Origin of the sequence: Leptolyngbya sp. FACHB-261 (assembly GCF_014696065.1) — a bacterium.
In the GTDB taxonomy this organism is placed as follows: domain Bacteria; phylum Cyanobacteriota; class Cyanobacteriia; order FACHB-261; family FACHB-261; genus FACHB-261.
Map to the genome: position 1 here is coordinate 343,740 of NZ_JACJPL010000001.1, position 24,788 is coordinate 368,527.

The window sequence follows — 24,788 nt, forward strand, 5'->3', positions numbered from 1 at the left end:
ATGCCTGATCCCGATACGGCTTGTGAAGCTCCGAATGTGGTGCGCATGCGCGAGCGGCCCAACGATCTAGCTCAGCGCCAACTTGCTCTGCCGCTGCAGCGCATGGTTATACGCCGAGCACGCTGAGAACTGCCTCTAGATCTGAGAGGTCTTCAAACTTGCGTGGGTGATCAACTCGGCCCCCTACTGCCAGAAAATCATAGCCAAGGTCAGCGCTCGCCTTCTTGTCCCATGGCGCATCGCCGAAGTATGTTCGCCGCGTAAAGCTGCCGAACACGCCTGCTTGCCGCTCGGCTAACCGCATAATCTCAGTTCGTGCTGCTGCGTCAGACGATGTAGCAAATGGTAAACCTTCGAATTCGATCCCGACTGAACTCAGTTTCATTTCGGCAGTCTCGCGCCAGCCTCCAGTCGCAAAGGCAATCACGACTTCGGAGCTTGAGCGAAGCTTGCGGATAAGCTCAGGAGCGCCGGGAATTGGTGCCAATCCCGTTGGCTGCCTTGCGATGTAATCCTGCACGAGGCCAATAAAGCAGCTCTTGACTCGCTCGGAAGCCTGCGGCCTCTTATCTACTGATACGTTGTTTTGCACCAGCACCTCTTCGAGAACACCACTATCCGTGCGTTGCTGATAGGACTGCCAAGTTTCATCAACCTGCAGTCCAAGCTCACGCCTAATCGCACGGGCGAATAGATCACCATCGACTCCGTGGGAATCTACCAGCGTTCCATCAATATCAAACATTACTAGATGCAACGGTTACGCGTCCTCGGTGTATAACGCCTCAAATCAGCGGCGGCATATGGTGCTAGCAACCTGACCAAACTCTCTCGCCCGTCCGCTTCATCGACTTGTTAGCTGGCTGCCACCCAATACAAAAACAAGCCTCTATCGTACTACCATCACTAATCGCCCTCTTAACACCAGCCTTCACTATTGACTTTCATGAATGTGCCTCAGTTTAAATTTTTGAGAATCGACCGATAACAGTTGATGAGTTATACCAATCTGAGACTTTAAATCTACGGTTCTGGATTACAGATGTCTTTCCAGAAGGTTACAGAATCAGAATTTGTAGCCATCAGAAATTGAGAGGCTATGAAGGGTTGACAGAAAAACCGTCCAGACGGTACAGTTAATCTATAGGCACTTCCACGCTTTTGGCAATCTAGCTCTTGATTATCCAGGAGTTTGCTGTACCTGCGTTCCCTGCTACTTTCTTGGTCATTTCTATGGCTACTACCAAAAACCCAAAATCTCCATCAGCTACTCGTGAAGCACTTCTGCGAGCTGCCAGTCGAGTTGTAACTGACAAGGGTGTTGAGGCGTTAACGCTGGACGCTGTTGCGAAACAAGCTGGAGTCAGCAAGGGAGGGCTACTCTATCATTTCCCTAACAAAGATGCGTTGATGGGAGGTATGGTCGAGCAACTGATTCAGGATTTTGAATCGGTTCTGCAAACTGAGTTTGACCAGGATGATGCACCAGGAACACCAGGACAGTGGGTGCGGGCATACATTAGGGCAACGCTACGCTTTAGCAAACAATCGCTGGCATTAATTGCCCGTCTTACTTCGATCGCGGCTGACTCGCCCAATCTGTTTGAAGCTGCCAAAGTCTACGAACGGCAGTCACGACAGCGGATTGAAACCAGTGGGATTAACCCCACAAAGGCAACGATTATTCTGTTGGCGACCGATGGTCTGTGGCTGTCAGAAGTGTTCCAGGTTGGCACTCTAGACGAACCTCGTCTCACTCAAGTTGTGGAAACGTTGCTTGCGATGACACGAACCGACTAATGAGGTAGCTAATTTTTTCAATCTGTTGATTCAACGCTGATGATTCCAGTTCATTCAGTCAATTCATCCTGCGAATTTTCATGATTTACCACTTTAAATTGCATACTCATCATGCTGATTATTCAGTACATGACCAAAGCACTCACAACCTGGTCAGTTGGTTTTTTTCCCTATTTTGAGGTTTACGCTGCAGTTGCAACGGGGATGGCAATGAAACTGGATGCGGTTTCATCGGTGGTTTGGGGAGTGTTTGGCAACTTTACGCCCATCCCTCTGCTGTTGTGGGGCTATAGCCACCTGATGCATATTCCTCAATTACGCGCTTGGCTGTCACAGCTGGAAAGACGAGGTGGACAAAAAGTAAAGCGTGCCTTCGATCGCTATGGAGCCTGGTTTCTCATTCTCATGACCCCGATTCTCGGCAGTTGGACAATCGCCGTTGTTGCTCCCATCATCGGCATTCATCCCAGACGAATACTCCTATTTTCGTTCATCGGTATCACGCTCTATGGAGTAGCTACAGCTGTGGCAATCGCATCTGGTGTGAACTGGTTCACGCACCATTAAGCTCCAACTCCAATATTCAGTCTCTAATTTGTTTGTCATCCATCTGTCAGATCGCGAGAATCTGGCTCGGTTCAACCTGCAAATTGTTTGTTCATATACAAGGAGATTCATCATGCAAACAAATCAGCAATCGGGTGTAATGCCAAACTCTGAATTGTTTGGCAATCCGTTTCCTTACTACGCCAAGATGCGACGTGAATCGCCCGTATTCTATGACACAGAGCAGCAAAGCTGGATGGTGTTTCGCTATGAAGATGTGGAACAAGTACTTGCAGATTGGCAAACGTTTTCATCAAAAATTCCCCATCCACCAGAGCAAACAGATTTCACCCAAAGTCTGAATTACACCGATCCACCCAAGCATCGATCACTGCGATCGCTCGTTGCTAAAATATTCACTGCTCGTCGGGTAGAAGAATTAGCACCGCGCATTACTCAAATTACCCACGAACTGATCGATAAAGTTCAGGGCCAAGAGCGAATGGACTTCATGCGTGACTTGGCAATTCCACTGCCAGTAATTGTAATCGCTGAAATTTTGAGTGTTCCCATTGAAGATCGAGATGACTTCAAACGCTGGACAGAAGGAATTGCGCTGCTTGATCCAGTAGCAATAAAAGCGATGGCTGACTACTTCCGGCATCTGCTAGAACAACGGCGACAGAATCCTGGTAAAGACTTGATCAGCGATTTAATTGCCGCTCACGAAACGGGTAAAACCCTAACGGCTCAAGAATTGGTGGACTTTTGTATTGTGCTGTTGGTGGGTGGCAATGAAACTACAACTAATTTGTTGGGGAATGCCATTCTTTGCTTTAACGAATATCCAGAAGCCTTTGAGCGCCTGAAGCAGGAACCTCAATTGCTGCCGTTGGCGATCGAGGAAGTATTGCGCTATCGATCATCCATTCAGGGGATGGAACGGTTTACCAAAGTCGCAACCCAACTAGCAGGACAGACAATTCCCGCAGGACAAATGGTAACGGTTTGGATGGGATCAGCCAATCGGGATGAAACTCAGTTTGATCGTCCAGATGAGTTTGTCGTCGATCGCAACCCCAATTCACATCTGGCTTTTGGTAATGGCATTCACTTTTGTTTGGGTGCGCCCTTGGCTCGTCTAGAAAGCAAAATCGTGCTGAGTGCGGTGCTAGAACGCCTACCCAATCTACGCATTGACCCAAACGCCACGCTGGAATTTATTCCCTCAACGGGGATGCATGGCGTTAAGTCCTTGCCTGTCTTGCTTTAACAATCAGAGGCTGAGCTATCTGATATCTCGTTATCCGTGGCACAGTATAGATGCGATCGCTCGGCAACCAATAAATGAGAGCGTGAACTTCTAAATAAATACTGCTAACGCTGTTAAGCCAGTAATCTGACAAAACACTCTGGGCGATTGTCAAAGGGTTAAGTCTTTGACAATCGCTCATCGGATTACAAATGCAAAGTTTTTGAACGAAGCCAGCTAACTATTATTAAACTGAAGGTTTCCGCATAACACCCTATAGCAGGTAGATAGGCAGAACGATTCGGCATAATGTCTTTAATTAGGTGATTAGGCCGACACTTTTCGCAAAATATGCCAGCTCAGCTAAACAGGCAGAATTCTTCTGCATATTTTCAGATTCAGTACACTCGCTTCTTGACGCATTGTTGGCTGGGTTTTAAGAGATGTATAGATGCTCCTTTACTGACTTGTTCTCAGGATAGTGGAGTGCTCTTTTGCCTGGGTTAAGTGGTTTTTCGGGTTGAATCAGCGGCTGGACCGAGTAATTAGAAATCTGTCTGTGTTTCTACTGGTGAGATTGTTTCGGTTTGTTGCTTTGGCGGGACTGAAATCAACAACGGCGACCGCCGAAATAACATCTGAGTACTCGGAAATAACTTCCGCGACCGCCGAAATAACTTCCGCGACCACAGAAACAGCTTTTGCGATCGCGGAAATAACATCTGCGACTGCCGAAATAGCTTTTGAGTACTCCGAAGTAATAAATACTTACCGGGACGCTTGAGGTGCTGACGAGCAGCTCAAAGAAGCCTACGCCGTTGAACCTGCAACACCTTCTCAAATTCCAGCCGCTCAATCTAAATTATGTCCTCAACAATACCCGAGCAGCCTAACGACAGAGGTCAACGGTGGCAGATATCATTGAACTCAGCACTACGACCGCTCGTTAATCCGCTGCGCTGACTAGTTAGCCCGCAGCTGCTGTCACTGATGCCTTTAACTACCTTTTTATCTTTCGTCAGGTTACTTCAAGCTTGAGCTTGGGGTTGAAAATCTTCTACAATCTCGTAATGCTCGACGTGGAGATCTGGAACTAATTCGTATTTCTCATCTTCGGGGTACAAAACTGCCTTTGATATATCTTGCCCCGCAAACGCAGTAATATCTTCTATTGAACGCCAAAAAGTTACTAAGACAAAGTGCACCCAACCATCGTTTTCATTTTTCAATATCCGTGCTCCAAGATTGCCAGAGATTTGAATGGTTTCACGTACACCAGTATCAATAAGGTGGTGAAAGAAACTCTCACTCAAATGTTGAGGTACTTTTCCGTGCCAACGGCGCTCAATCATTGCTGCACTCAATTTCACAGAACTAAACGATAATAATTTAACTTAATTTTGAACGCTTACATACAGTGCACGAATTTTGACTCAATTGGTGAATGCGAAGCAAAAAGTATAAGACATTACAGTGAATGATTGAGCAATCACAAGCAGTGCCTCAAACTATCCCAACATCTAATTGAAGCAGGCTAACGGTTCCGGTCAGCGGCTGTCAGTAACTTTCGCTACACCACCAGCAACTCTTAGCAGTCCGCTTCACCAGGCTTGTTAGCTTGCTGAGTGATTTGCACAAGCGATCGTCCCTATCATCCTCGTGAACATCGTTCGACCAGCTAATAACCATTATCAACTCAACTTAACACTGAGCGTAGTCCAGCATTATGGATCGCGACGAGGTTCAGCTCAGTTTCAAGGTTTGCGGAAACAATAGGAGACTTTTAGTGTAATTAATTTGACGCTGCTAGCTTGAGCGAAAAGTCATCTAAAGAAACATATATAGTGCCTTGATCCTGAAAGATTCTTTGTATACGTGTATTCGGTGGATTTTTGCTCAAAGCTGAATAAACCTCTGGCCAGTGAAGAACAATGTCGATCGGATTTCCAACAATCACAACTCCAATTATCGATTCTTCTAAATCTGAATCAGGTTGCTCCTTGTTATTGTTCCACCGATCTTGCCACTTCTCTTTGGCACTTGGAGCCCAAGAACTATCATTACAGTCATACTGAAATCCATTCCCAAAATGAATGTAGTACACTCCCGGCTTTTTTGGAGCATTCAAACTAATGTCATGCTCGCCGTTATCATCTCCTCCCTTATAACCCTGAACTACGTCAACATCTATACAATCTGTTGATTCATTCTCACTTGGAATCCCAAACACGATTTGATTAATTGTACCAGGGCTACTATTACTCCAACGTTCTGCAAGTGCTTGGCTGTAAGAGAGCCCATATTTTGTGCTGCCGCTAATATGTTGCTCTGGTTGAGCAACAATTACGTTGGGTCGATGGCGCAAAGTCGATATAGTATTTCCTGCTAGTGTGAGTGGTACCGCAATAGCCGCCCCGACTGCTGCCAGAGTAACGCTAAAGGTCCGTATCTGATTGGCTCGTCGCGTTCTCTCTGCCTTCCGACTTGCTTCCACATAGGCGACCTGTAGCTCAGTCGGTTGTGGTTGTTTACTCGCCCCTTGCAACAACCAGGCTTCCGCGCTCTCTAAATTCGCCCCTCGCAGCAGGTAACTCTCATTTCGGTTTTTATTCTTCCACTCGATCGCTCCCACTTCCAAGCGTGTATGCTCCTGCACATACTTTAAATCAGTCTCGATCACTCGAATTAGTTCCGCAAACGTCGTCTCGAATTGATCGCTCTCCCGCATAAACAGCCAATTCAGCTTTCCCAGTGCTCCATGAACAGTCTCAGCCTGCACCTCGCGATGGACGATCGGAACCAGTCGCTTGTTGTGTCTGACTGCGTGATTGATCTCAGCATTGCAGTGTTTAGAAGCCACAGAATCGGGACTGATGACAAACACAAAGGTATTGGTGCCTTCGATGCCGCGCTCAATTGCCTGCCACCAATCTTCGGTCCACTCAATGCCATCCCAATCTACCCACGTTTTTTGCTGCTGGCTGCGTAGGGCATCGTGCAGCTTCTGGACGAAGGGTTTATCCTTGCGAGAGTAAGAGATGAAAACGCCACTCATCATAGGAAAATTGCGGCTTACTTCAAGGTGAATGGATTCTTAAGGTATTGTCAAAAAATGATTTTCACAGTTTGAACAGCATTCGACGTTCTTAAACGACAACTCTCAGAGATCGTATTGATCGCTTTTCGGACTGGCAGCATAACTAGTTATTAGGCAGGTTTCGTCTGCCTATGCACCCTGCTAGGGGTAGTTAGACTGCATTTTGTCTGTATATTGCTCTCCAGCAAGGAATTAGGCTGTAAACCTCTTTCTTCCGGGGGATCTTATTGATGAGATTGAGTAGGGTTTTATACAAAAGCACCCTTCTTTTTGTATATACCTACTTCTATAAAATCTCGTCCTCAGAAGTCGAATTCAAATGCCATAGCTTTAAAGCTATTTGAGAATGAGCCTACTCAGCTATTTAAGGTTGATGAGTTAAACAGACGGACTTCAAGCACCGCTATCACAGATGCCTCAAGCCACCTAATACCTCGCATTAGAGGGATTGCGCAGATACTTAGGGGACAATAAAAAACCCACTTAGCGGGCTCCGTTTATGCATTTGTTAAACCCACTTATATGGGCAGATGTTCATTCTGCATTTAATGCAATCACTTCAAGAGTTTTAGAGATAGCTCTATGGCCATACTCTAGTCTTTTAGCTGCCTTCGTCAGACCGAAGCATTCAGCATAAGATATTGATGCCTTAATATAGTAACGAATCCCAGAGTAAATTAGTAGGCGACTAAAATTTATTGTTTCAAGAGCAATTTTGTTGCGCAGATCCTCATTGCCCAGCGAGACAAACACGAAGTAGTTAAGCAAATCTTCTGCATCATTGTGTGTTTGTGAGCACATCGCGGCGTAAAGCGTCCGATGATCCAACTCAAGTCCCAAGATTTTGAACCTTTCGGAGATATTCGGCCATTTTCTGTTCTCTACTACCTTCAATCCTAGCTCTGACCTTGCCCTGTCAACAAATTCTTGTAGAAACTTGAGAGCCTTTCTCTTCTTTTCCGCGCTGGATCGGTGAACCTTAGCTCCGCTTTCATCTATAGAAGAGGTAAGCGCAAGCCACCGAACAACTTCTTTTTCTTCACCTTCAAAATAGTGCAAAAAGTATTGATAGAGGCGGCTAATGCGATCTCCCTTCAGAATGTACATAATGTTGAGAGAAGATTCGACTGTTGTTCGAGAGATTACTTCTGACGATGCGGGTGATCCTGTAAGGTAAGAAACGATAGAAGCTTCTGCGTGTTCAAAGGTACGATCAAGCATCGAGAGCAACAACCCCCAAGTAGGCTCATTTTCTGTGACAAACTTGTTGGCATGTATCCTAAGCTCCTGATCGACTTCAAACTTCGTGAGAGCAGTCCAATAGATTGCTAGAAATTCTTGCTGCACAAAGCTAGTCATCACAAGGCTATGCCGTTCTAGAAACTGGTCACGTATTACTTCTGGCTCGTCTATATTACTACCCTTTGATTTCATCTCTTTCACTTCTAGATATGCTGAAATGATCTTAAGCGGTAGGCATCGCACTTTCAAGTTGAGCAAGCTAACTCGCAGTAAAATCATGTTGTGTACATCTCGCGACTACTAACTATGGTTTTCGAAATTCAAGAACAATTGAATCCAGAAGATAAAAAGAAGATTCAGATGTTCATCAACCAAGCTAATAGGCTTGCCTTGTGCAAATTCCTCAAAAATGGACAACCTAGAATGGCATTGGCTCTAGGTGATGAATCAACAAAAGCAATAGTTCCAGAGCGGCAAGAGTTTATAGAAATGCTCACGATCTTACGTCCCTTTATCATGGATAAAGACGACGTATTTTTTAGCAAAATTGTGGATAAAGTGAGAAGACGGGCTAGTCAAGATGAATCAAGCTTGAATTGTTTGAATTCAGTCCACGAAAAGTTTAAATTCTACAAGGGAGGGTACGACGAAAATCCAAATAAGTACCAAAAGAAACACTCTAACTACATTTCTCCATTTTCTGATATGACTTTCGATTTAGGGGAACAAACAATATTCAACATACTTAACTTAGTAATGAATGGGTATTACTTCCATTCAGATCTAGAAAAGCAGAGAAAAATTATTGACTTGATAAAAGAGCAGAAAAACAAGTGGATAGGCTCGTTAAGTGAAGATGATTTAGTGGAAGGAGGCTTCAGTGTAAATCGTGAAAGAATGAGAGAAGCATCTAAGTTTAGGTTTTATAGACTAATTACTGATGTAGTAAGCTGTGTGCTGGAGTTGAGAAGTTTGATTGAGAAACTGTTTGATCTTCCTCTGGACAAGGAATTACAGCAAGAAGCACAGATATTGTATGATTTTCTTGACATTTAGGTTGATTTCGCCAATATCTACAAGCAGAAGTTACCTACAGTTACGATTGCTAATGAACAACTTGCACCCCTGCTCCTTGAATTAAAATTCTTGCAGACAGATAAGATTGCTACGACCAATGCTGGTGATGTTATCAGCCTTCAATGGCCCTAGACTAGACCGCAATCACCTTAGCCTACCTTCTAGAACTAGAGCGATGCCGTTTATTGAGAAGGCTTTTGTACTTGGCTTGGAGGGTATTTAGAGAACGTTGCACATCCTCCTCAAACGTCTCAGGATAGGGAGCAAAGTTTCTGTCAGCTTTCTTGCTGATGTTCTTATCTTTCCACAATGTATATAGGCAGCTTGCTTGGGCAGTATGTTTCAAAAACTTCTCAAAGCTAAGTGGCATCTGACCATCTTCGAGAAGATGATTCTTAGAGTTAATCAGTTCAGCAACTTGTAAATTAATCTTCAGCAGATAGTTTTCGACAAGGAATCGCCAGGTTTGCCAGTCTGTATCACTCCAATTCTGCCGTAACTGGTTCTCACCGTCCGAAGGTAGTGCAGCCAATGACACCTCATAAACACTTTTGGATTGCTTAATCAGCCCCAACAAGGGTCCATACAGCTCCGCAATTTGAATGCTCAAATAGCTTATTTCTGCTTCTTGACGTTTCCTTTCCCGCTCTTGCCAAGAGTTATATACTGCAACCATCAGAGTACCAACAAGACCAATAAAAGCAACTTGCAGCGTGATATCCATGAAGCAATTTCTTCTTACGTTATCCAAGATTAAGTTAGCAATAATGTAGCGTGATGCAAAGCCAGTACAGCACCTGCCTCACAGATAATGTCGCAACTGCTCCCCGACAGATAATTTAGCACTCTAACAGTTTTTTAAATGGAAAATTCCCATATATCATTCCAGATCAGATGAATAGGCAGACAGCTTCCGTATATCAACTGTCGGCTAGATAGGCAGAACTCCGCATAGTATGTCGGATTGTGTGGAGACAGAATTTTCACATTTCCACAGCGGTACGACTGCCCTAAGTAGGGAAAAATTAATGAGGTGCAAAAGGCTGAACCTCAGTTTCGACACTTACTCTAGTTTGTTTGCTGTAGTACAAAAATGATTTTTCGCTCCCCCCCTTGACTCCGGAATCCAGTCCCTGCTAATTTCCACACAGGCAACTGGTTCCCTAGGCGTCCCCCAGGGTCTTGTAGAAACTCTGGGGAACTAACCGTCAGGTTGTAATCATCAACCTGGCGGCTAGGGGGCAGTTTAGCACTTGCCTTTCTCGACCCTGAATAGGGGTCAAAGGCATCTATTGCCCTCAAATTTTTGGAGTTCTTGCCATGCACCTCACCCAGGTGTTGCAGCCGCAGCTTTGCATTCCTTTGTCTCAAGTCGCTCGGTTTCTAGGCATTCCTGAATCGCTGATTTGCCGCATCGAACATTGGCTGCATGTGCTGTTCGTCCACCGTGCTGACCGAGGCGGACAATTCCTCAGCTACCGCAAATTCAACCAGTGGCTTTCCGCCTGTGCTCTCACCATCCAAGCCTGCAACGACCTGCACCTACTGGAATGGTTAGGCGAGGTGATCAAAACCGAAATCCAGCGCTTCCCCTATCCCGAAACCGTGCTCAATGACTGGCGACAACTCTGGCGACAACGACACTACCAGTTGCGGCGATTCGGAGCAGAGAGCGCTTGAGGCATTTCGCTCTCCGACCGCTTCATTCCGTTACCGGACCAGTTCATTCCGGTCTTCAAGCACTTCATTCTGGTCTCCGAGCACTTCACTTCGGTCCCAGACCACTCCATTTCGGTCCAGCACCTCTCCGTTTCGGTCCCCGACCGCTTCATTCTGGTCTCCGACCACTTCGTTTCGGTCCCGGAAGACTTCATTCCGGTTCCCAACCGCTCCATTTCGGTCGTGCACCACTTCATTCCGGTCCCAGACCTCTTTGCTTCGGTCCACAACCGCTTCCCTTCACAACTTCTGCCAACCCCAGCCATGACCTCCCAGCTTCGCCTGCGCCTAGCCGATCACATCGTCCGTCGCCTGCAACTGCCCGCCCTGCTCAAACTCATGCTGCTAGTCATCGCCAACTACATCGAACCCAACGGCAGCCAATCCCGCGTCACTCTCGACCTGCTCAGCCGCAACAGCAACCTCGACCCCGAAGAACTCAAGCTCCTCCTGGTCAGCCTCGAAGCCCGCGACCTGATACGCAAAGTCACCGTCCATCCCCAAGGCGGCGGCCCCACCATCCCCCTCTACAGCCTCTCCCCCAACCTGCTGCGAACCGTACAGCATGGCGATTGAGGGCTTGACAATGCCAAGCCCCTACCAGAGGTCCCTTCACACATCACAGAAAAACCTTCCCTGCGCCTCCCCCTTCCCTCGCAGGGAAGGGGGCCGGGGGGGGTTAGGTCATCGAGCCGCCTGAACCCGACAACTCCGCCGCTGAGCATCCGCTTGTGGATCCAACCAGGCATAAGAGAAATGACTCACCGCCTTCAAATCTGGATAAGCCCGTTGCAACGCCTGCATCTGATCCTCCAGCGAAGGACGCCCCTGCACCTGGCCCCAACGTCCCGCCAACGCTGGAATCACCTGTGTTCCTTGTGGCGCTGCCGCTCGCACCTTCCCCACCTGATCGACAATGCAACTCGTCGTTCCGCAAATGGCATAAGACATCGGGTGCCATTCCAGCGAGGGCGGAAACTGGTCCCAAGGTTGGAGCCGCGAGTCAAAGCCCCTGCCAATCGAGCGGTTTGCCTCTGGGAAAAACACCGCCCCCGCACTGATGCCCTGTTGCAGAACCGGTTGCGACGCCGCCGTCAGAAAACTCACTACCCCCTGCCGCGCATGCTCCACTGCCAGATTCCAGAGCTCGCGCTGAAAGCGAGCCTGATCTTGGGCTGGATTAGAGGGCGGCGGCGTAGTTGCTGGCAAGCTCGAACCCAGCGTAGTGCCAGTACCCGTATTTACGCCACCAGAATTCGCCCTGACCAGATTATTAGTTGTGGCAACCGGTTGGGGTGGCTGCGAGCCTTGCCACAAAGGTTCGCGATCAGCCGGATTCTGCTGAGCAGCCACCTGCACATCATTCACAGTCACGAAGCCATTAACCAAAAAGCGATAGAGCAACTCCTGCCCGCGCCGATTAAACACTCGACCAAAAATCTGCTCCCAGGACGACTCGCCATAAATCCACAGGTTTTTAGCAGAGGTAACAATCGAGGCCGCGCCACTGCTCTTGGGATAGCGAATGTAGTCGAACAGCACGCCATCCGGTCGTCGCTGCAAAACCGCCTGTACCAGTTGCGCCAGATCCGCCCGCGCTTGAGGGCTGTAGGGATCGACAAACACCTGGTCAGTCGTGCCCGAAACATCGGGCGTGCCATCATTCAGGGTCGGCTGCTGCAAACTGCTCTGCCCCAAGCGGTTGCGAGCCAGGGCATTCTGTCGGTCTGGGCGCTGGCCGTAGGAGTAGCCAAAATTCATGCTGAACATCCAGGCATAAACCGACAGCCCCCGCGCACGGCCTAACTGAATCGTACGGGCCAGCAGGTCAGTATTTTCGGCCCCCGGCACCCGGATTGCTGAAGGCCACACAGTTGGGTTATTGCCAGATGGCAGCAGCACCTGACCGTCATAGAACACCTCAACCAGCACTCGGTTGTAGCCCAGCGCAACAATGCGGTCGAGCACCCCCTCCAACACCCCCGGTTGCAAATCGCAGGGATACAGGCGCAGCCACACCGCTTGGGTTTGCGGCCAAGTCGTTGTTCGGCAACGAGTCAGGGCAGCGGCGCGTTCCTGAACCCGTTGCGCATAGGCAGACCGCGCCGTTGCATCTCCTGCGGCTGCCCTGCGACGCAACTGCTCATCCTCAGCTATGGCTGAGGCAGGCAAATGGCAAAAAGCGCCAGGGGCTCCTTCAGAGGCAGTAGCCCCAAATTGGGGTGATTGAAACTGGGGTGATTGAGCAGCAGCGGGCAAAGCCCCAGTCCACCCGACCAAGGCGGCAGCTAATCCCACTAATGCGCGTTTGGCTCTAGCCACGGTCCCTCTAGAAGCCCTTCCTCTGCAAGCCATGTCGCATCCCCACACATCTCTATCTCTGACGACTGTTCCTCTAGCCTTCGTTCCCTGCTTAGGGTAGCCCGGATGCTATTTAGACTCAGAAAAACTGCGCTCACAAAAAACGCAACTCATAAAAAGGCCGGCTCCCTGAGGAACCGGCCAAGCTGGCGAAAAACTCTCACGCTCGAATCAACTCTTTAAAAGACTGTTTGGAAGCTGGAACTTAAGACTGAACGCTGCGGGTTAGACGACCCAGGTAAGCATCACGGCGGAAGCTAGAAGCCCGGTTTGCATAGTCAACCTCACGGCCTGTAACCGCCACAGCTAAGCTATGGAACTCTGGAGAGCGCCAGTTGCGAAGGTGCACAGGGCGCGACTGCTCACCTAGAAAATAGGTCATCGTTCCCAATACTGCCGCTGCCGCCCAACCAACCACGATGAGTGCGATGCAGATCGTCATTTGGAACCACCTTGCGCTTGCTGCGCCGATTAGTTTATTTCTTTATGTAAATTAATGTAACAAATACTTTACAAAGCGTCAAGAAATCAGAGGTATTCCGGACCAGGACTAGAGTTGGGTTAAGTCGAGTGCCCTGTTCAGGGGAATACTGGGAACAGGCGTGTCGGACCTTGACACATGGATTCTGAATTGCAAGTAATTAGCAAGACTGCTTCTGGGACTGCATCTCCTGCCGTTCGCACGGTCGGCCTCACCAAGGCTTATCGGGGTGGCTTTTGGTTGAAGAAACAGGTCCCCTCACTCAAAGATTGCTCCCTGGTCGTCCAACGAGGCGAAACCTTCGGCCTCCTGGGTCCCAACGGCGCAGGTAAAACCACGCTACTCAAGCTGTTGCTAGGAATTGTTCGGCCCACTTCCGGCTCCGGCGAACTGTTGGCTGCGCCGTTGGGAGACCGGCAGGTTAAGCAGCGCATTGGTTATCTGCCTGAGAATCCCTACTTCTACGATTACTTGACAGGTTGGGAGTTCTTGAAATTTGCAGCAGGGGTATTCGGCCTCAGCCAGCAAGTGCAAAAGGAACGCATTCCAATGCTGCTGGATTTGGTCGGTCTGGACCAGAAAGCCGCCCGCAAAAGGCAGTTGCGCCAATATTCCAAGGGCATGCTGCAACGCGTCGGCATGGCGCAAGCGCTGATCAACGATCCGGAGCTGGTGTTTCTCGATGAGCCGATGTCGGGGCTGGATCCCTTGGGGCGCTACCAGATGCGCGAAATCATCCTGTCGCTCAAGGCACAGGGCAAGACCATCTTCTTTAACAGCCATGTGCTGTCCGATGTGGAGGTGATCTGCGACCGGGTCGGCATTTTGTCTAAGGGAACGCTGATTTGCCTGGGCTCTCTAGATGAGTTGCTGGGCACTTCCCGTCGCTACCTGGTCAAAGGCAGGGGTGGCTCCCAGCGAGAGCTAGAAACCTGGTTAAGTCAGTTCAACCTGCAAGGCGAGCGCTGGCAGGGTTTGCTAGAAGCGCCACCCGAGAAGTTTCTGGCCGAGCTAACTCACCTGGGCGCTGAACTCACCTCAATGGATCTGGCTCGTCCCTCGCTGGAAGAGTTTTTTATTCAGCAGCTCAGCAAGCATAATCAAGACCAGAAATAGGCAAGACCCGAAGAACTAGCAATCAGACAGAAAGCCCTGCTGCACTGAGGGATTAATGCACTTAGGCTTAGGCCTCACCGAGCCGGTCCATGTAGTCCAGCAAATCCCAAACAGTTTTGGTGAAAACTTCAGGGTGGATTTTGAGATCGCCCCAGATCTCAAAAATGCTCTGGGCAATGTATTCAAACTGCTCAGCATTGGCGGGCACCTCCTCCTGCCAACCAGTCTGCTGATCGTTGAGGATGTAGCAGAACAGCGAATCCACCGGGTCCCCGATTAAAATGCCATCAAACTCAAAAAAATCAACGCTTAAGGCGTTGATTTCTTTCTGCATCGCTCTCAAGTCATCGGCTGGCACGGATTCGAGCAGGCCATACAGTCGTTTTTGCTCAAAGCCAATTTCGATGTAGCGCTCTGGATGGTTGAAGCTGAAGCGGACGGCACCACTGGCCCAGCAATCTCGCAGTTCAACCTCGCAGGTTGCCCCAGGAAACTGGTTGGCGTAGGCAGCGAGGGTTGCGCTCACCCGGTTGTCCACCTCTGGCAGAGCCAAGAATCCTGGCAGTTCTAGTGAATCCATATAATTGGCTTCCGCCTGCTACCTCTGGAACTGGATTTTTTATACAGTATTTTGACTGTACATGCCATGCCAAGAGACTGGCAGGAACGGGAATCTTACGGTTTACGGCTACCCCACTGTAGCGACTAAGACCAGATTCGTACCTCTACCGACTCCGATGCTGAATATTCCTCAACAACTGGCCCAGGAACTTTCGCTGAAACCCGCTCAGGTGCAAAGCGCCCTGGAACTGCTGGCAGAAGGGGCAACGGTGCCTTTTATCGCCCGCTACCGTAAGGAGCGCACCGGCTCGCTAGACGAAACTCAATTGCGTAACCTGGCGGACCGTTTTGCTTACCTGAGCGAACTGGAGGAGCGCAAGTCGGCAATTTTGACGGCGATTGCCGAGCAGGACAAGCTCACCCCAGAACTCCAGGCCAAGATCGAGCACTGCTTGCAAAAAAACGAACTGGAAGACCTCTACCTGCCCTATCGTCCTAAGCGCCGCACCCGAGCGACGATAGCTCGCGAAAAAGGCCTTGGACCTCTGGCCGAGTGGCTGAAAACGATGAACCGTCCCGGCGTCACTCCACCATCGCTAACCCAGGAGGCCAGCCACTACCTCTCCGAGGAGAAGGGCGTTAAAACAGCAGAAGATGCGCTCAAGGGCGCTGCCGACATTCTGGCCGAAACAGTAGCCGAGAAAGCTGCTTTACGAGCTTATCTGCGCGATTACCTGTTGAACCAGGGCCTATTCATTTCGCGCATCAAGGCGGATTATCCAGAGGGCTCCACCAAGTTTGAGCAGTATCGCAATTTTCAAATTCGTGTCAAAGAGATTGCCCCCCACAGCCTGCTAGCTCTGTTTCGGGGTGAAACCGAGGGCATCCTCAGCGTGGACCTGGCTTTTGACGAAGAGAGCGTCCTGGCTTATCTAGAAGCCCAAGAGATTCGCAGCAAAGCTCCGGCTGTGCGCAATTTTTATCAAGCCATGCTCAAAGATGCCTTTAATCGTCTGATGAAAGCATCGCTGATCAGTGAAGTGCGCACTGAAAAGAAAAACTACGCCGATTTTGAATCGATCAAAACCTTTGCTACCAATCTACGGGAATTGTTGCTAGCCAGCCCGGCGGGTCTTAAACCAACCCTGGCCATTGACCCAGGTTTTCGCACCGGCTGCAAGGTCACTGCCCTCGACCGCACCGGCAAGTTTTTGGAGTATCAGGCAGTATTTCCCCACCAGGCCGCCGCTCAAAGAGTTCAAGCAGCGCAAACCCTGAAACACCTGATTGAGAAATATCAGATCGAACTCATTGCGATTGGGAACGGCACAGCGGGACGCGAAACCGATGAGTTTGTGACTGAGGTACTAGCGACGCTAGACCGTCAGCCGGTGAAGGTCATGGTCAATGAATCTGGAGCTTCGATTTATTCAGCCAGCGAAGTTGCCATTCAGGAATTTCCTGATTTGGATGTGACCGTGCGCGGTGCCATTAGCATTGGTCGGCGCTTACAGGATCCTCTGGCGGAGCTGGTTAAGCTTGATCCTAAATCGATTGGTGTGGGGCAATATCAGCACGATGTTGACCAGAAGCTGTTGCGCAAGCAGCTAGAAGAAACGGTTGAAAGTTGCGTCAATTTTGTGGGCGTAGACCTGAATACAGCGTCCAAAGAATTGCTGATCTTTGTGTCTGGAATTACACCAGCCATTGCCAACAATATCATTGCTTACCGCAACGAGCATGGTGCTTTTAAAAATCGCCGCCAACTGCTAAAAGTCGCTAAACTTGGGGCCAAAACTTTTGAGCAGGCAGCTGGCTTTTTGCGTATCCGCGAAGGCGAGAATCCCTTAGATAACACCGCGGTTCACCCCGAAAGTTACCCCATTGTGCAGGCGATAGCCAAGGATTTACAGGTGCCGCTGTCGGAAATGTCCCAAATGGCTCAAAAGCTTAAATCTATCGACCTACGCAAATATGTTACTGCCGCAATCGGTGAACCGACACTGCGCGATATCATCAACGAACTCGAAAAGCCGGGCCGTGACCCTCGCGCTCAATTCACCTATGCCACCTTTAGAGCTGGGGTGAAAGAACTCAGAGATCTCAGTGTGGGGATGGATCTAGAAGGGGTAGTCACTAACGTGACTAATTTCGGCGCCTTTGTAGATGTGGGGGTCCACCAGGATGGTCTGGTGCATATTTCACAGTTGGCAGATCGCTTTGTCGCCGACCCCAAACAAATTGTCAAAGTGGGTCAGGTTGTGAAGGTTCGGGTGCTGGAAGTCAACGAAAAATTGAAGCGAGTTAGCCTATCGATGAAGGCACTCAACCAGTCTTAAACTTAAGTTTTTCTAGGGCTGGTTTGGTTGGCTAGTTTGGGCTAGTTCAGTTGGCTAATTAGCAAATTAGTTTGCCTATTTCACTACCTTAGATTGCTCGAAATTTTTGAAACCAGACGATCAGCTTCAAAGGTGAGAATGGCTTGGCTGCCATCGCGATTCGTCCAGCGGTAAGTGATGGCTGGCTTGAGCCCTGGAATCTCTGAGCGGCTGCCCACAATACCAGGCTCGCCAGTGATTCTAGCGACTTGGGTGTAGGTCATTCCGGGCTGGATCCGGGCGTATTCAGCGGCTGTAATCACCGGAGGCCTGAGAAAAGGGACAATAGCCACACCGAACAGGATCAAGCAGACAATTTGAGTGTAAGTCAGGCGCATTCCGTGTATCAAAAGCTACATCAAAGTTGCCATTACGACTTGAGCTGAGGTCCTGACCTGGATCACAAGTAGAGCTCGGATATGAGGTCTGCCTGCCCTTGCTTGAGGAGGTTCGGACCTCGTAGTCAGCCCTTGACAAAATTTGATGCCAGGTCAGTGTACAGAACCTAAAGCAGCATTACGATCAAGGATTAGTCAGGGTGTGAGCTGAGCCTTTAAGCGAGCCGTGTAGTGGATCTAGGTGTAGCCCCCTGTCCAATCGCCGGTCAGTAGTCAAACTGATGACTCCAGCAGAAGTGCATTATGATTGCCCCTGAGCAGATACCCACTCCAGCCCAAATGGCCTGCTGGCAAGCAGAAGCCGCACAGCGCTGGCCCGATTACCAGTTGCACCTCGCCTTTCGCACTGCCGAGGATGGCACTGAATACAGTCTCTGGCTGAGCCCAAGAACAGCAGACCCGAAGGGAGCACTCCCACCTCTGGTGCCCAACAATCCTAACTGGCAACCGATTGAGCTGTTCTGGAGTGAGCGTAGGAGCTATCTAGAGTTCCTGTTCGAGCAGTTCCCAGATCAGGCCGATCTAGCCAGTTCGAGTACTTTGTCCGGCACCTTGGAAGCTTGGAAACCGGTCTGGGTTTGGGCGGGCCTACCAGCTGTCGCGCTAGCCGTACTGGTATGGCGAGTGGGAGTCCCGGTGCCCTATGTGAAGCTAGTACCGATCCGAGGCATCACAGTTGAAGTGCCTAAGCCGGTCCCTGAGGGCGTTGGAACTAACTCCGGTCCAACCCTCATTCAACCTCGCAGGGAAACCCGCTGAGATTATACCTGCGGACTAGTTTATTTCCTAACTAGTGCTTTGGCTAGTGAGACTGTGGCTAGCGAGGAATGATTTTAAACAGGAAACGCTGCTTGACCATCAACCAGACAATTGCCAGAATTGCTGAACTCAATAGGGTAGAAACGACAAACCCCGCTGTCCCCAGCGGTCTGGCAATATGGTCCGGATCCAGAACGGCTACAAACAGACTTTGCACGATATAAACATAAAGCGAGTTTTGGCCAAATTGCAGCAAAAAATCGCCCCAGTGCTGCTCAATCCACTTTTCATAGCGCTTCACCAGCAAATAGAAAAAGCTGATCCAAAGCGCAAATACCAGCAGTCTGCCCGGTCCTATACCGGGTGCTTTGCGGAATAAATCCTCAAGCACGGACTGATGTTCAGGCAAGAAAGCCTTTTGAAAGCGGTCTAACCAACTCAGAAAAATCGTAATCGCAGTCGTTGTACCCAGGCCGAAGAAAATGATCTCTCGTTGTGCCGGTTTGAGCTGCCACCAGCGTTCCTTCAGGTCATCGAAGTGATAGCCCAAAACTGCACCTGAAAAAAAGACAAACTGCCAAGACATTGGCGAATAGTAGCTTTTGATCAGAGGCAGAGGCTGATGTAGCAGCAGATCAACCAGCCAAAGTGCAGCAGAAACGCCAAGAACTAGCCAAGTTTTTCCCCTGATAAGCGCCATGATCACTAGGGGGGCAGCTATTAAATACAGGGTATAAGCCGATAGAACATCTTCATGTTTGTACTGAAGAGTTAGAAATTGCAATAGAATGACGACTGGATTTTTTTGTCCGAAATCGGTTAGTAGGTCGGACTCATCGCCAAAGGCATAACGGACGATTGTGTAAAGCACAGTTAGAACAAGAGTGGTGAGATACAAGATCCAAGCTCGGCTCAAGAGCTTATCGCGTACTACCTCAAATCCTTTCTTCAGCGCTTCTCGACCGCGTACATGGCCTACCAAAAGCCCAGACATAAAGAAGAAACCCTCTGCCGCTGAAACCCACATCTTGCCTCGACCCGTGACTGGATCAAACAAGGTTGGATCGTCGTTGAGGTGATTGATAATAATCGCAAATAGAAAATACCCTCTCAATAGATCCAGCGTCAGGTCACGCTTCTTGGTTGCCAAGGGCAGCTTCATGAATTCAGGGAAAGAGGTGGGGGCTACAGCAGACTCGTCGCAAGCCAGTAATTTCACGTAGGCAGGCCGACGCTTTAGCCTATTGTGAATGCAAGCTTTAGCCTGTGTTCAACATCATTGACAGAGCGATGTGCAGATGTCTGTGCATCGCAACGACTATTTGCGGTCAAGCTGAGGGCGAGGGCAGCAGACTTTGGGCTAGGTAGGTCACAGCTCGTCGCTAGCTAGCCGAGTCTGGCTCAATACCCAGCGCTCGTAATTGAGCGGCTAACCGCTCAGCTCGCTGGCGCTCTTGTTCAGCTCGCTGGCGTTCCTGGTCTGCCCGCTGGCGCTCTTGCTCTGCCTGTTGACGTTCCTGTTCAGCTCGCTGGCGTTCTTGCTCTGCTCTGGTTTCTGCCTGTTGGCGAGCTAGGGTTTCCTGTTGCAGGGCCTGAGCTAGTTCCTCGGGAATCAACAGCTTTTCGCCCGTGTCTTCACGATAAAAGCTGATTAATTTTCCCTCGACTACCAGGCGGAGTTGCAATGGCTCACTGCGTCCATCGGTAATTGGCTCGTAAACCTCTCCCTGCAGCCGATAGCCCCGCAATTGCCCCTCGACCCATTCCCCCGTTGGGTCAAACAGCCAGTATTCCTGGACGCCCAACTGCTCGTACAGAATTTTTTTGAAGCTTTGGTCTTGCTCTTGAGTGCTTTTCGAAGTCATCTCAAAAATGACCGTTGGCACCTGGCCTTCTTCCCAAACTTTGTAGTTGTCTCGTCCACCCGGCACGACATCAAAAATGACCATGACATCAGGAGCCACCCGCAGTTTGGGCAGACCCTGAGCGTAGTAAAGAAATTGATTGCCTAAAACCGTCGCTTGCCGCCCCAGCAGATATTGCCTGAGCACTTCTAGGGTGACCAGCAAGACATAGAGATGGGCATAGGTCTCAGCCAAAGGTTGACCGTCAGAACTGGGGTAGACGATGTTAGCGTCTTGAGCGGCTGGCACGAGGGCAGTCATGGCTACGGCAAGCGCTATCTGTTCATCTTAAAACGACTCTGCAAACTACCTAGGCCGAGCAGTTTGCGGAGCAGTGGCAAAATAGGGGGACGATGCCCTCTTTCGGACCGTCTCCATGCCCGTTCCTGTTGAGCAACTAATCACCCCTGAAATTCTCAAGCCTGCCCGCTATCTGGGTAATGAGTTAGGGGCTGTGCATAAGCCCTGGAACGAAGCAACGGTGCGCTGGTGCCTCACCTACCCAGAAATCTATGAAGTTGGGGCGTCCAATCTGGGCCACATCATTCTCTACAACATTCTCAATACCCAGCCACGTCAGCTCTGCGACCGAGCTTATCTACCAGCTGCGGATTTGGCTGCGAAGTTACGCGAAACAGGCACACCACTGTTCGCCGTGGAGTCTAAGCGCTCGCTCTTGGACTTCGATATTCTGGGCTTTAGTCTGAGCTACGAGTTGGGAGCCACCAATATTCTGGAAATGCTGGATCTGGCAGGCGTTCCCTTAACCTGGCAGGCCCGCACTCTGGGTGTAGGGGCATCTGAGAAAGAGCAACTTAGCCCGTATCCCCTGATTTTTGCGGGGGGACCGACGGCGACCTCCAATCCTGAACCTTATGTAGACTTTCTCGATTTCATCGTGCTGGGCGATGGCGAGGAGGTTCTGCCAGAGATTGGCCTGGTGTTGGAAGAAGGCAAGCAGGCCGGACTGACGCGCGAAGCCCTGTTGCTGGATCTGGCTCAGGTGCCTGGGGTTTATGTGCCTCGGTTTTACGACATGCGCCCAGATGGTTCAGTCGTGCCCAATCGGTCCGATGTACCAGAGCGGATCCTGCGTCGAGTGGCGGCACCGATGCCAGAGTATTCGATTGGCCTAGTGCCCTACGTGCAAACGGTCCATGATCGTCTGGCAATTGAAGTGCGGCGCGGCTGCACCCGTGGCTGCCGCTTCTGCCAACCGGGGATGCTCACCCGTCCGGCCCGAGATGTGGAGCCGGAGGCAGTGGTTGACGCGATTGAAAAGGGCATGCGAGCCACGGGCTACAACGAGTTCTCGCTGCTGTCGTTATCCTGCTCGGATTACCTGGCCCTGCCTGCGGTGGGCATGGAGATCAAGAACCGACTCAAGGACCAAAACATTTCGCTGTCCTTACCCAGCCAGCGAGTTGATCGCTTCGATGAAAACATCGCCAATATCATTGGTGGCACGCGGCAGTCGGGTCTGACGTTTGCGCCCGAAGCCGGGACGCAGCGCCTACGCGATGTGATCAACAAAGGCTTGACCAACGAGGAACTGCTGCGAGGCGTGAAGACGGCCTATGAGCAGGGCTGGGATAAGGTCAAGCTCTACTTCATGATCGGGTTGCCCGGTGAAACTGATGTCGATGTTATTGGCATCGCTGAGACGATTCATTGGTTGCAGCGCGAATGTTACGCACCCAATCGCAAGCGGCTGAATGTCACGATCACGATCTCTAATTTCACCCCCAAACCGCACACTCCTTTCCAATGGCACAGCGTTTCAACTGAGGAATTTGAGCGCAAACAAGAGTTGCTCAAAGCAGAATTCCGTCGGCTAAGAGGCGTGAAGGTGAATTTCACCGACGTTCGCATCTCGGCCATGGAAGACTTCGTGGGTCGCGGCGACCGGCGACTGGGGCCGGTCGTACAGCGAGCCTGGGAGTTGGGTGCAGGCATGGATTCCTGGTGGGAGAGCCTGGACCGAGCTTTTGGAGCCTGGTCCCAAGCCATTGCCGAAGCTGGGTTGCCCTGGAAGTTACCGGCACCCTCCCTAGAAGACGATCTGCCCTGGGACCATCTGGATACTGGCATCGACAAGCAGTGGCTCAAGGAAGACTACCAGCGAGCCCTGAACGAGGCAATTGTGCCAGATTGCTCGTTTGAAGGTTGCTCCCACTGTGGTGTCTGTGGCACCGAGTTTGGTCACAACATTGTGCTGGAGGCACCGCCCATTCCTCAGTTTGAGGGGCACTTCAAGCCAGAAACTGCTAGAGTTCAGCGCCTGCGCTTAGCCTTTGGCAAGCGGGGTTCGATGGCTCTGGTCAGCCATTTAGATCTGGTGCGTTTGTTTGACCGGGTGATGCGGCGGGCAGCCTTGCCCATTGCCTTCACTGGCGGTTTTCATCCGAGCCCACGCATTGCAATTGCCAGTGCGCTGGCTTTAGGCGCTACTAGTAACGGGGAAATTGCCGATTTTGAATTGACTCGTCGCGTTGACCCCGATCAGTTCCTAACTGCGATCAAGGCTCAACTGCCAGAGGATTTACCGGCGTTCTCAGTCAGTGAAATTCCGCTAGCTGCTCCATCAGCAACGCAGGCCTTGCAAAAGGCAGAATACCAATTGACAGTGAGCAGCGAGCAGCCAGTGAGCTGGTCGGAGCTAATCGATCGAGTAAGAGCAGCCGAGTCATTGCCTTTAGAAATGACCAACAAAAAAGGCAAGACTTACATCGCTGAAATGCGCGACCGCCTGTTTGAACTGGACTGCTTAACTTCAGATTCAAATTCAGCAGACAATCAGGCTACTGTGCATTACATCGGCAGTCTGCTCAACGACGGCACTACCTTGCGCCCCGAACAGTTAGTCACGATCCTGGGTCAGTTTGCCGAGGCTGAATTAGATCTGGTTCAAGTGCATCGTCAGCGTTTGCTCCTTGACGCCTAGCCGGTACGTTCCTAATTAGGAGGTATGCAAGGGTACCCGCAGCGGGTACTGCCAGAGGTGCAGGTTCCTGTTAGCATCGTGCCTAAATCTTCATCTGTTGTAGGTACGCCAGTGGCGACTGACTATATCCTGTTTATCCACGGGGTCAGCACTCGAAAAGACCGCGAGAAGCCAACCTATGCTGACGAGCTGATTGCCAAACTGCAAGCAACGGTTGGCAAGCAACTCAACCTCAAGCCGGTACCCCTCTATTGGGGTGATGTCAACCAAGAGGCCGAGGAGCGGCTGTTAAGCCAGCTGAAGGATAAACAGGGCTGTTGGGAACAGCTGTGGTTTAGAGAGTTTCGCGAAAAGCAACTGCTGCAATTTGTGGGCGACGCTGCACTCTATATCAGTCGTCAGGTCGGCTCGAAGGTGATCCAGCAGCTAGAAACCCAAATGAGGGAGCAGCTCGCAGGCTATCAGCCCCAAGATCGTTTGCATCTGGTCACCCACAGTTGGGGCACGGTCATTCTGTTCGACCTGTTGTTTGCCGCCCGTTGGACCGATCCTCGCATTCCTGGTCACCAAAGTGCCATGGCGATTCGCAGGCGGTTCTATGGAGTTGAGCCGAACCCCGAGCAGGGTATTCGCCTCGCCAGCGTTCACACGATGGGCTCGCCGATTGCGCTGTTCAGTTTGCTCGACGTAGTCAAAGGCGAGGCCCAAGCCGCAGGGCAGCCAGAGTTAACGGCACCTGAAGCCAGTCGCACCGCTAGTCATGACATCACCCCCAGCCTGGAAAAGCTGCTGGAGAACCTACACCAGGAGCTAGACGGTAAACCATTACCCTGGCGCAACTTCATTCACCCTGGGGACCCGGTTGCCTGGCCCTTGCAGCCGCTGATCTTCAGCTTGGTAGATGGCTTGCGGCAATACCTCGATTTGCAGGATGTAGTTACGCGCGACAATGACGGCCCACTAGAATTCCTGGCCCGCTTAACCAACCAAAACCCTGTGGCCGGTCTGCTCAATGGCGGCAACGCCCACGGCAGCTATTGGAAAAGCCAGGAGGTCGCCCGGAAAATTATCCAAACCATTCCTGGGGCTACTCCCTTACCTCCTGTGAAGAAGCCCTCCCCCAGTATCTCCAAAATGCTCAACGATTAGGCTG

The 24,788-nt window shown here is 50.4% G+C and carries 24 protein-coding genes; 12 read left to right on the forward strand and 12 right to left on the reverse strand.

The genetic code is table 11. The annotated features are described in order from the left end of the window. On the forward strand, positions 1-126 hold the full coding sequence (locus tag H6F94_RS32780) for a hypothetical protein (RefSeq protein WP_277877955.1): 126 nt from the start codon (positions 1-3) through the stop codon (positions 124-126). Here the strand turns inward: H6F94_RS32780 and H6F94_RS01570 are convergent. Continuing rightward, positions 107-745: an HAD family hydrolase gene (locus tag H6F94_RS01570; RefSeq protein ID WP_190800467.1), complete on the reverse strand. Its 639-nt coding sequence runs from the start codon at positions 743-745 to the stop codon at positions 107-109. The genes H6F94_RS32780 and H6F94_RS01570 overlap by 20 nt on opposite strands. Positions 746-1,233: 488 nt before the next feature. On the opposite strand from H6F94_RS01570, the gene H6F94_RS01575 reads away from it, so the two are divergent. The 3 genes from H6F94_RS01575 (at position 1,234) to H6F94_RS01585 (ending at position 3,619) form a co-directional block, all read left to right on the forward strand. Then, positions 1,234-1,800 (forward strand): TetR/AcrR family transcriptional regulator, encoded by a 567-nt coding sequence (locus tag H6F94_RS01575; protein ID WP_190800468.1) that lies wholly within the window; start codon positions 1,234-1,236, stop codon positions 1,798-1,800. 111 nt (positions 1,801-1,911) lie between these two features. Then, the gene (locus H6F94_RS01580) at positions 1,912-2,367 is read left to right on the forward strand and encodes a small multi-drug export protein (RefSeq protein ID WP_190800469.1); all 456 of its coding nucleotides are present in this window, start codon (positions 1,912-1,914) and stop codon (positions 2,365-2,367) included. Between the two features lie 112 nt (positions 2,368-2,479). Then, positions 2,480-3,619 carry a cytochrome P450 gene (locus tag H6F94_RS01585; RefSeq protein ID WP_199320111.1) on the forward strand — a complete coding sequence of 380 codons (1,140 nt, stop codon included), beginning with the start codon at positions 2,480-2,482 and terminating at the stop codon, positions 3,617-3,619. Positions 3,620-4,626: 1,007 nt separating this feature from the next. Here the strand turns inward: H6F94_RS01585 and H6F94_RS01590 are convergent. The 3 genes from H6F94_RS01590 to H6F94_RS01600 all read right to left on the reverse strand — a co-directional run bounded on the left by H6F94_RS01590 (position 4,627) and on the right by H6F94_RS01600 (position 8,216). Continuing rightward, complete coding sequence (locus H6F94_RS01590; RefSeq protein WP_190800470.1) at positions 4,627-4,950, reverse strand: antibiotic biosynthesis monooxygenase family protein; 324 nt, start codon at positions 4,948-4,950, stop codon at positions 4,627-4,629. Positions 4,951-5,390: 440 nt separating this feature from the next. Then, a complete protein-coding gene (locus tag H6F94_RS01595) occupies positions 5,391-6,656 on the reverse strand; it encodes a toll/interleukin-1 receptor domain-containing protein (protein WP_242040925.1) in 1,266 nt (421 codons plus the stop codon). A 573-nt stretch (positions 6,657-7,229) separates the two neighbouring features. After that, positions 7,230-8,216, reverse strand: coding sequence for a DUF5677 domain-containing protein (locus H6F94_RS01600; protein WP_190800471.1), 987 nt, complete (start codon positions 8,214-8,216; stop codon positions 7,230-7,232). A 27-nt stretch (positions 8,217-8,243) separates the two neighbouring features. Between H6F94_RS01600 and H6F94_RS01605 the strand changes: the two genes are divergently transcribed. After that, positions 8,244-8,993, forward strand: coding sequence for a hypothetical protein (locus H6F94_RS01605; RefSeq protein WP_190800472.1), 750 nt, complete (start codon positions 8,244-8,246; stop codon positions 8,991-8,993). Between the two features lie 175 nt (positions 8,994-9,168). On the opposite strand, the gene H6F94_RS01610 is transcribed toward H6F94_RS01605, so the two are convergent. Further along, positions 9,169-9,738 (reverse strand): hypothetical protein, encoded by a 570-nt coding sequence (locus tag H6F94_RS01610; RefSeq protein WP_190800473.1) that lies wholly within the window; start codon positions 9,736-9,738, stop codon positions 9,169-9,171. 596 nt (positions 9,739-10,334) lie between these two features. Here H6F94_RS01610 and H6F94_RS01615 point away from each other — a divergent pair. Next, entirely contained in the window at positions 10,335-10,694 is a 360-nt protein-coding gene (locus tag H6F94_RS01615; protein WP_190800474.1) for a hypothetical protein, read from the forward strand. 30 nt (positions 10,695-10,724) lie between these two features. On the opposite strand, the gene H6F94_RS01620 is transcribed toward H6F94_RS01615, so the two are convergent. Further along, positions 10,725-10,922 carry a hypothetical protein gene (locus H6F94_RS01620; RefSeq protein ID WP_190800475.1) on the reverse strand — a complete coding sequence of 66 codons (198 nt, stop codon included), beginning with the start codon at positions 10,920-10,922 and terminating at the stop codon, positions 10,725-10,727. Between H6F94_RS01620 and H6F94_RS01625 the strand changes: the two genes are divergently transcribed. Next, the gene (locus H6F94_RS01625) at positions 10,917-11,309 is read left to right on the forward strand and encodes a hypothetical protein (RefSeq protein ID WP_190800476.1); all 393 of its coding nucleotides are present in this window, start codon (positions 10,917-10,919) and stop codon (positions 11,307-11,309) included. The two genes, H6F94_RS01620 and H6F94_RS01625, sit on opposite strands and share 6 nt — an antisense overlap. Before the next feature lie 108 nt (positions 11,310-11,417). Here the strand turns inward: H6F94_RS01625 and H6F94_RS01630 are convergent, their stop codons facing one another. Next, positions 11,418-13,055, reverse strand: a complete 1,638-nt coding sequence (locus H6F94_RS01630) for a family 10 glycosylhydrolase (protein WP_190800477.1) — start codon at positions 13,053-13,055, stop codon at positions 11,418-11,420. A 244-nt stretch (positions 13,056-13,299) separates the two neighbouring features. Further along, the gene (locus H6F94_RS01635) at positions 13,300-13,536 is read right to left on the reverse strand and encodes a photosystem II protein, Psb35-related (RefSeq protein ID WP_190800478.1); all 237 of its coding nucleotides are present in this window, start codon (positions 13,534-13,536) and stop codon (positions 13,300-13,302) included. A 177-nt stretch (positions 13,537-13,713) separates the two neighbouring features. Between H6F94_RS01635 and H6F94_RS01640 the strand changes: the two genes are divergently transcribed. Continuing rightward, complete coding sequence (locus H6F94_RS01640) at positions 13,714-14,691, forward strand: ABC transporter ATP-binding protein (RefSeq protein ID WP_190800479.1); 978 nt, start codon at positions 13,714-13,716, stop codon at positions 14,689-14,691. Positions 14,692-14,758: 67 nt separating this feature from the next. Here the strand turns inward: H6F94_RS01640 and H6F94_RS01645 are convergent, their stop codons facing one another. Further along, on the reverse strand, positions 14,759-15,271 hold the full coding sequence (locus tag H6F94_RS01645; protein WP_190800480.1) for a hypothetical protein: 513 nt from the start codon (positions 15,269-15,271) through the stop codon (positions 14,759-14,761). A 157-nt stretch (positions 15,272-15,428) separates the two neighbouring features. Here H6F94_RS01645 and H6F94_RS01650 point away from each other — a divergent pair, with 157 nt between their 5' ends. Next, positions 15,429-17,591, forward strand: coding sequence for a Tex family protein (locus H6F94_RS01650; protein ID WP_190800481.1), 2,163 nt, complete (start codon positions 15,429-15,431; stop codon positions 17,589-17,591). Positions 17,592-17,674: 83 nt separating this feature from the next. Here the strand turns inward: H6F94_RS01650 and H6F94_RS01655 are convergent, their stop codons facing one another. Then, positions 17,675-17,968 (reverse strand): hypothetical protein, encoded by a 294-nt coding sequence (locus H6F94_RS01655; RefSeq protein ID WP_190800482.1) that lies wholly within the window; start codon positions 17,966-17,968, stop codon positions 17,675-17,677. Between the two features lie 303 nt (positions 17,969-18,271). Between H6F94_RS01655 and H6F94_RS01660 the strand changes: the two genes are divergently transcribed. Then, positions 18,272-18,787 (forward strand): hypothetical protein, encoded by a 516-nt coding sequence (locus H6F94_RS01660; protein ID WP_190800483.1) that lies wholly within the window; start codon positions 18,272-18,274, stop codon positions 18,785-18,787. 58 nt (positions 18,788-18,845) lie between these two features. Here the strand turns inward: H6F94_RS01660 and opgC are convergent, their stop codons facing one another. Together opgC and H6F94_RS01670 are read right to left on the reverse strand one after the other, a co-directional pair. Continuing rightward, positions 18,846-19,949, reverse strand: a complete 1,104-nt coding sequence (opgC, locus tag H6F94_RS01665; protein WP_190800484.1) for an OpgC domain-containing protein — start codon at positions 19,947-19,949, stop codon at positions 18,846-18,848. Between the two features lie 220 nt (positions 19,950-20,169). Continuing rightward, positions 20,170-20,952 (reverse strand): Uma2 family endonuclease, encoded by a 783-nt coding sequence (locus H6F94_RS01670; protein WP_190800485.1) that lies wholly within the window; start codon positions 20,950-20,952, stop codon positions 20,170-20,172. Positions 20,953-21,067: 115 nt separating this feature from the next. On the opposite strand from H6F94_RS01670, the gene H6F94_RS01675 reads away from it, so the two are divergent. Together H6F94_RS01675 and H6F94_RS01680 are read left to right on the forward strand one after the other, a co-directional pair. Then, the gene (locus tag H6F94_RS01675) at positions 21,068-23,635 is read left to right on the forward strand and encodes a TIGR03960 family B12-binding radical SAM protein (protein ID WP_190800486.1); all 2,568 of its coding nucleotides are present in this window, start codon (positions 21,068-21,070) and stop codon (positions 23,633-23,635) included. 24 nt (positions 23,636-23,659) lie between these two features. After that, the gene (locus H6F94_RS01680) at positions 23,660-24,784 is read left to right on the forward strand and encodes a hypothetical protein (RefSeq protein WP_242040927.1); all 1,125 of its coding nucleotides are present in this window, start codon (positions 23,660-23,662) and stop codon (positions 24,782-24,784) included. Positions 24,785-24,788 lie beyond the last annotated feature (4 nt).

Excerpts from the sequence above, each read along its gene's own strand:
- H6F94_RS32780 (WP_277877955.1), top strand. The coding sequence starts at position 1 with ATGCCTGATCCCGATACGGCTTGTGAAGCTCCGAATGTGGTGCGCATG.
- H6F94_RS01570 (WP_190800467.1), bottom strand. The coding sequence starts at position 745 with ATGTTTGATATTGATGGAACGCTGGTAGATTCCCACGGAGTCGATGGT.
- H6F94_RS01575 (WP_190800468.1), top strand. The coding sequence starts at position 1,234 with ATGGCTACTACCAAAAACCCAAAATCTCCATCAGCTACTCGTGAAGCA.
- H6F94_RS01580 (WP_190800469.1), top strand. The coding sequence starts at position 1,912 with ATGCTGATTATTCAGTACATGACCAAAGCACTCACAACCTGGTCAGTT.
- H6F94_RS01585 (WP_199320111.1), top strand. The coding sequence starts at position 2,480 with ATGCAAACAAATCAGCAATCGGGTGTAATGCCAAACTCTGAATTGTTT.
- H6F94_RS01590 (WP_190800470.1), bottom strand. The coding sequence starts at position 4,950 with ATGATTGAGCGCCGTTGGCACGGAAAAGTACCTCAACATTTGAGTGAG.
- H6F94_RS01595 (WP_242040925.1), bottom strand. The coding sequence starts at position 6,656 with ATGATGAGTGGCGTTTTCATCTCTTACTCTCGCAAGGATAAACCCTTC.
- H6F94_RS01600 (WP_190800471.1), bottom strand. The coding sequence starts at position 8,216 with ATGATTTTACTGCGAGTTAGCTTGCTCAACTTGAAAGTGCGATGCCTA.
- H6F94_RS01605 (WP_190800472.1), top strand. The coding sequence starts at position 8,244 with ATGGTTTTCGAAATTCAAGAACAATTGAATCCAGAAGATAAAAAGAAG.
- H6F94_RS01610 (WP_190800473.1), bottom strand. The coding sequence starts at position 9,738 with ATGGATATCACGCTGCAAGTTGCTTTTATTGGTCTTGTTGGTACTCTG.
- H6F94_RS01615 (WP_190800474.1), top strand. The coding sequence starts at position 10,335 with ATGCACCTCACCCAGGTGTTGCAGCCGCAGCTTTGCATTCCTTTGTCT.
- H6F94_RS01635 (WP_190800478.1), bottom strand. The coding sequence starts at position 13,536 with ATGACGATCTGCATCGCACTCATCGTGGTTGGTTGGGCGGCAGCGGCA.
- H6F94_RS01640 (WP_190800479.1), top strand. The coding sequence starts at position 13,714 with ATGGATTCTGAATTGCAAGTAATTAGCAAGACTGCTTCTGGGACTGCA.
- H6F94_RS01645 (WP_190800480.1), bottom strand. The coding sequence starts at position 15,271 with ATGGATTCACTAGAACTGCCAGGATTCTTGGCTCTGCCAGAGGTGGAC.
- H6F94_RS01650 (WP_190800481.1), top strand. The coding sequence starts at position 15,429 with ATGCTGAATATTCCTCAACAACTGGCCCAGGAACTTTCGCTGAAACCC.
- H6F94_RS01655 (WP_190800482.1), bottom strand. The coding sequence starts at position 17,968 with ATGCGCCTGACTTACACTCAAATTGTCTGCTTGATCCTGTTCGGTGTG.
- H6F94_RS01660 (WP_190800483.1), top strand. The coding sequence starts at position 18,272 with ATGATTGCCCCTGAGCAGATACCCACTCCAGCCCAAATGGCCTGCTGG.
- opgC (WP_190800484.1), bottom strand. The coding sequence starts at position 19,949 with ATGAAGCTGCCCTTGGCAACCAAGAAGCGTGACCTGACGCTGGATCTA.
- H6F94_RS01670 (WP_190800485.1), bottom strand. The coding sequence starts at position 20,952 with ATGACTGCCCTCGTGCCAGCCGCTCAAGACGCTAACATCGTCTACCCC.
- H6F94_RS01675 (WP_190800486.1), top strand. The coding sequence starts at position 21,068 with ATGCCCGTTCCTGTTGAGCAACTAATCACCCCTGAAATTCTCAAGCCT.
- H6F94_RS01680 (WP_242040927.1), top strand. The coding sequence starts at position 23,660 with ATGCAAGGGTACCCGCAGCGGGTACTGCCAGAGGTGCAGGTTCCTGTT.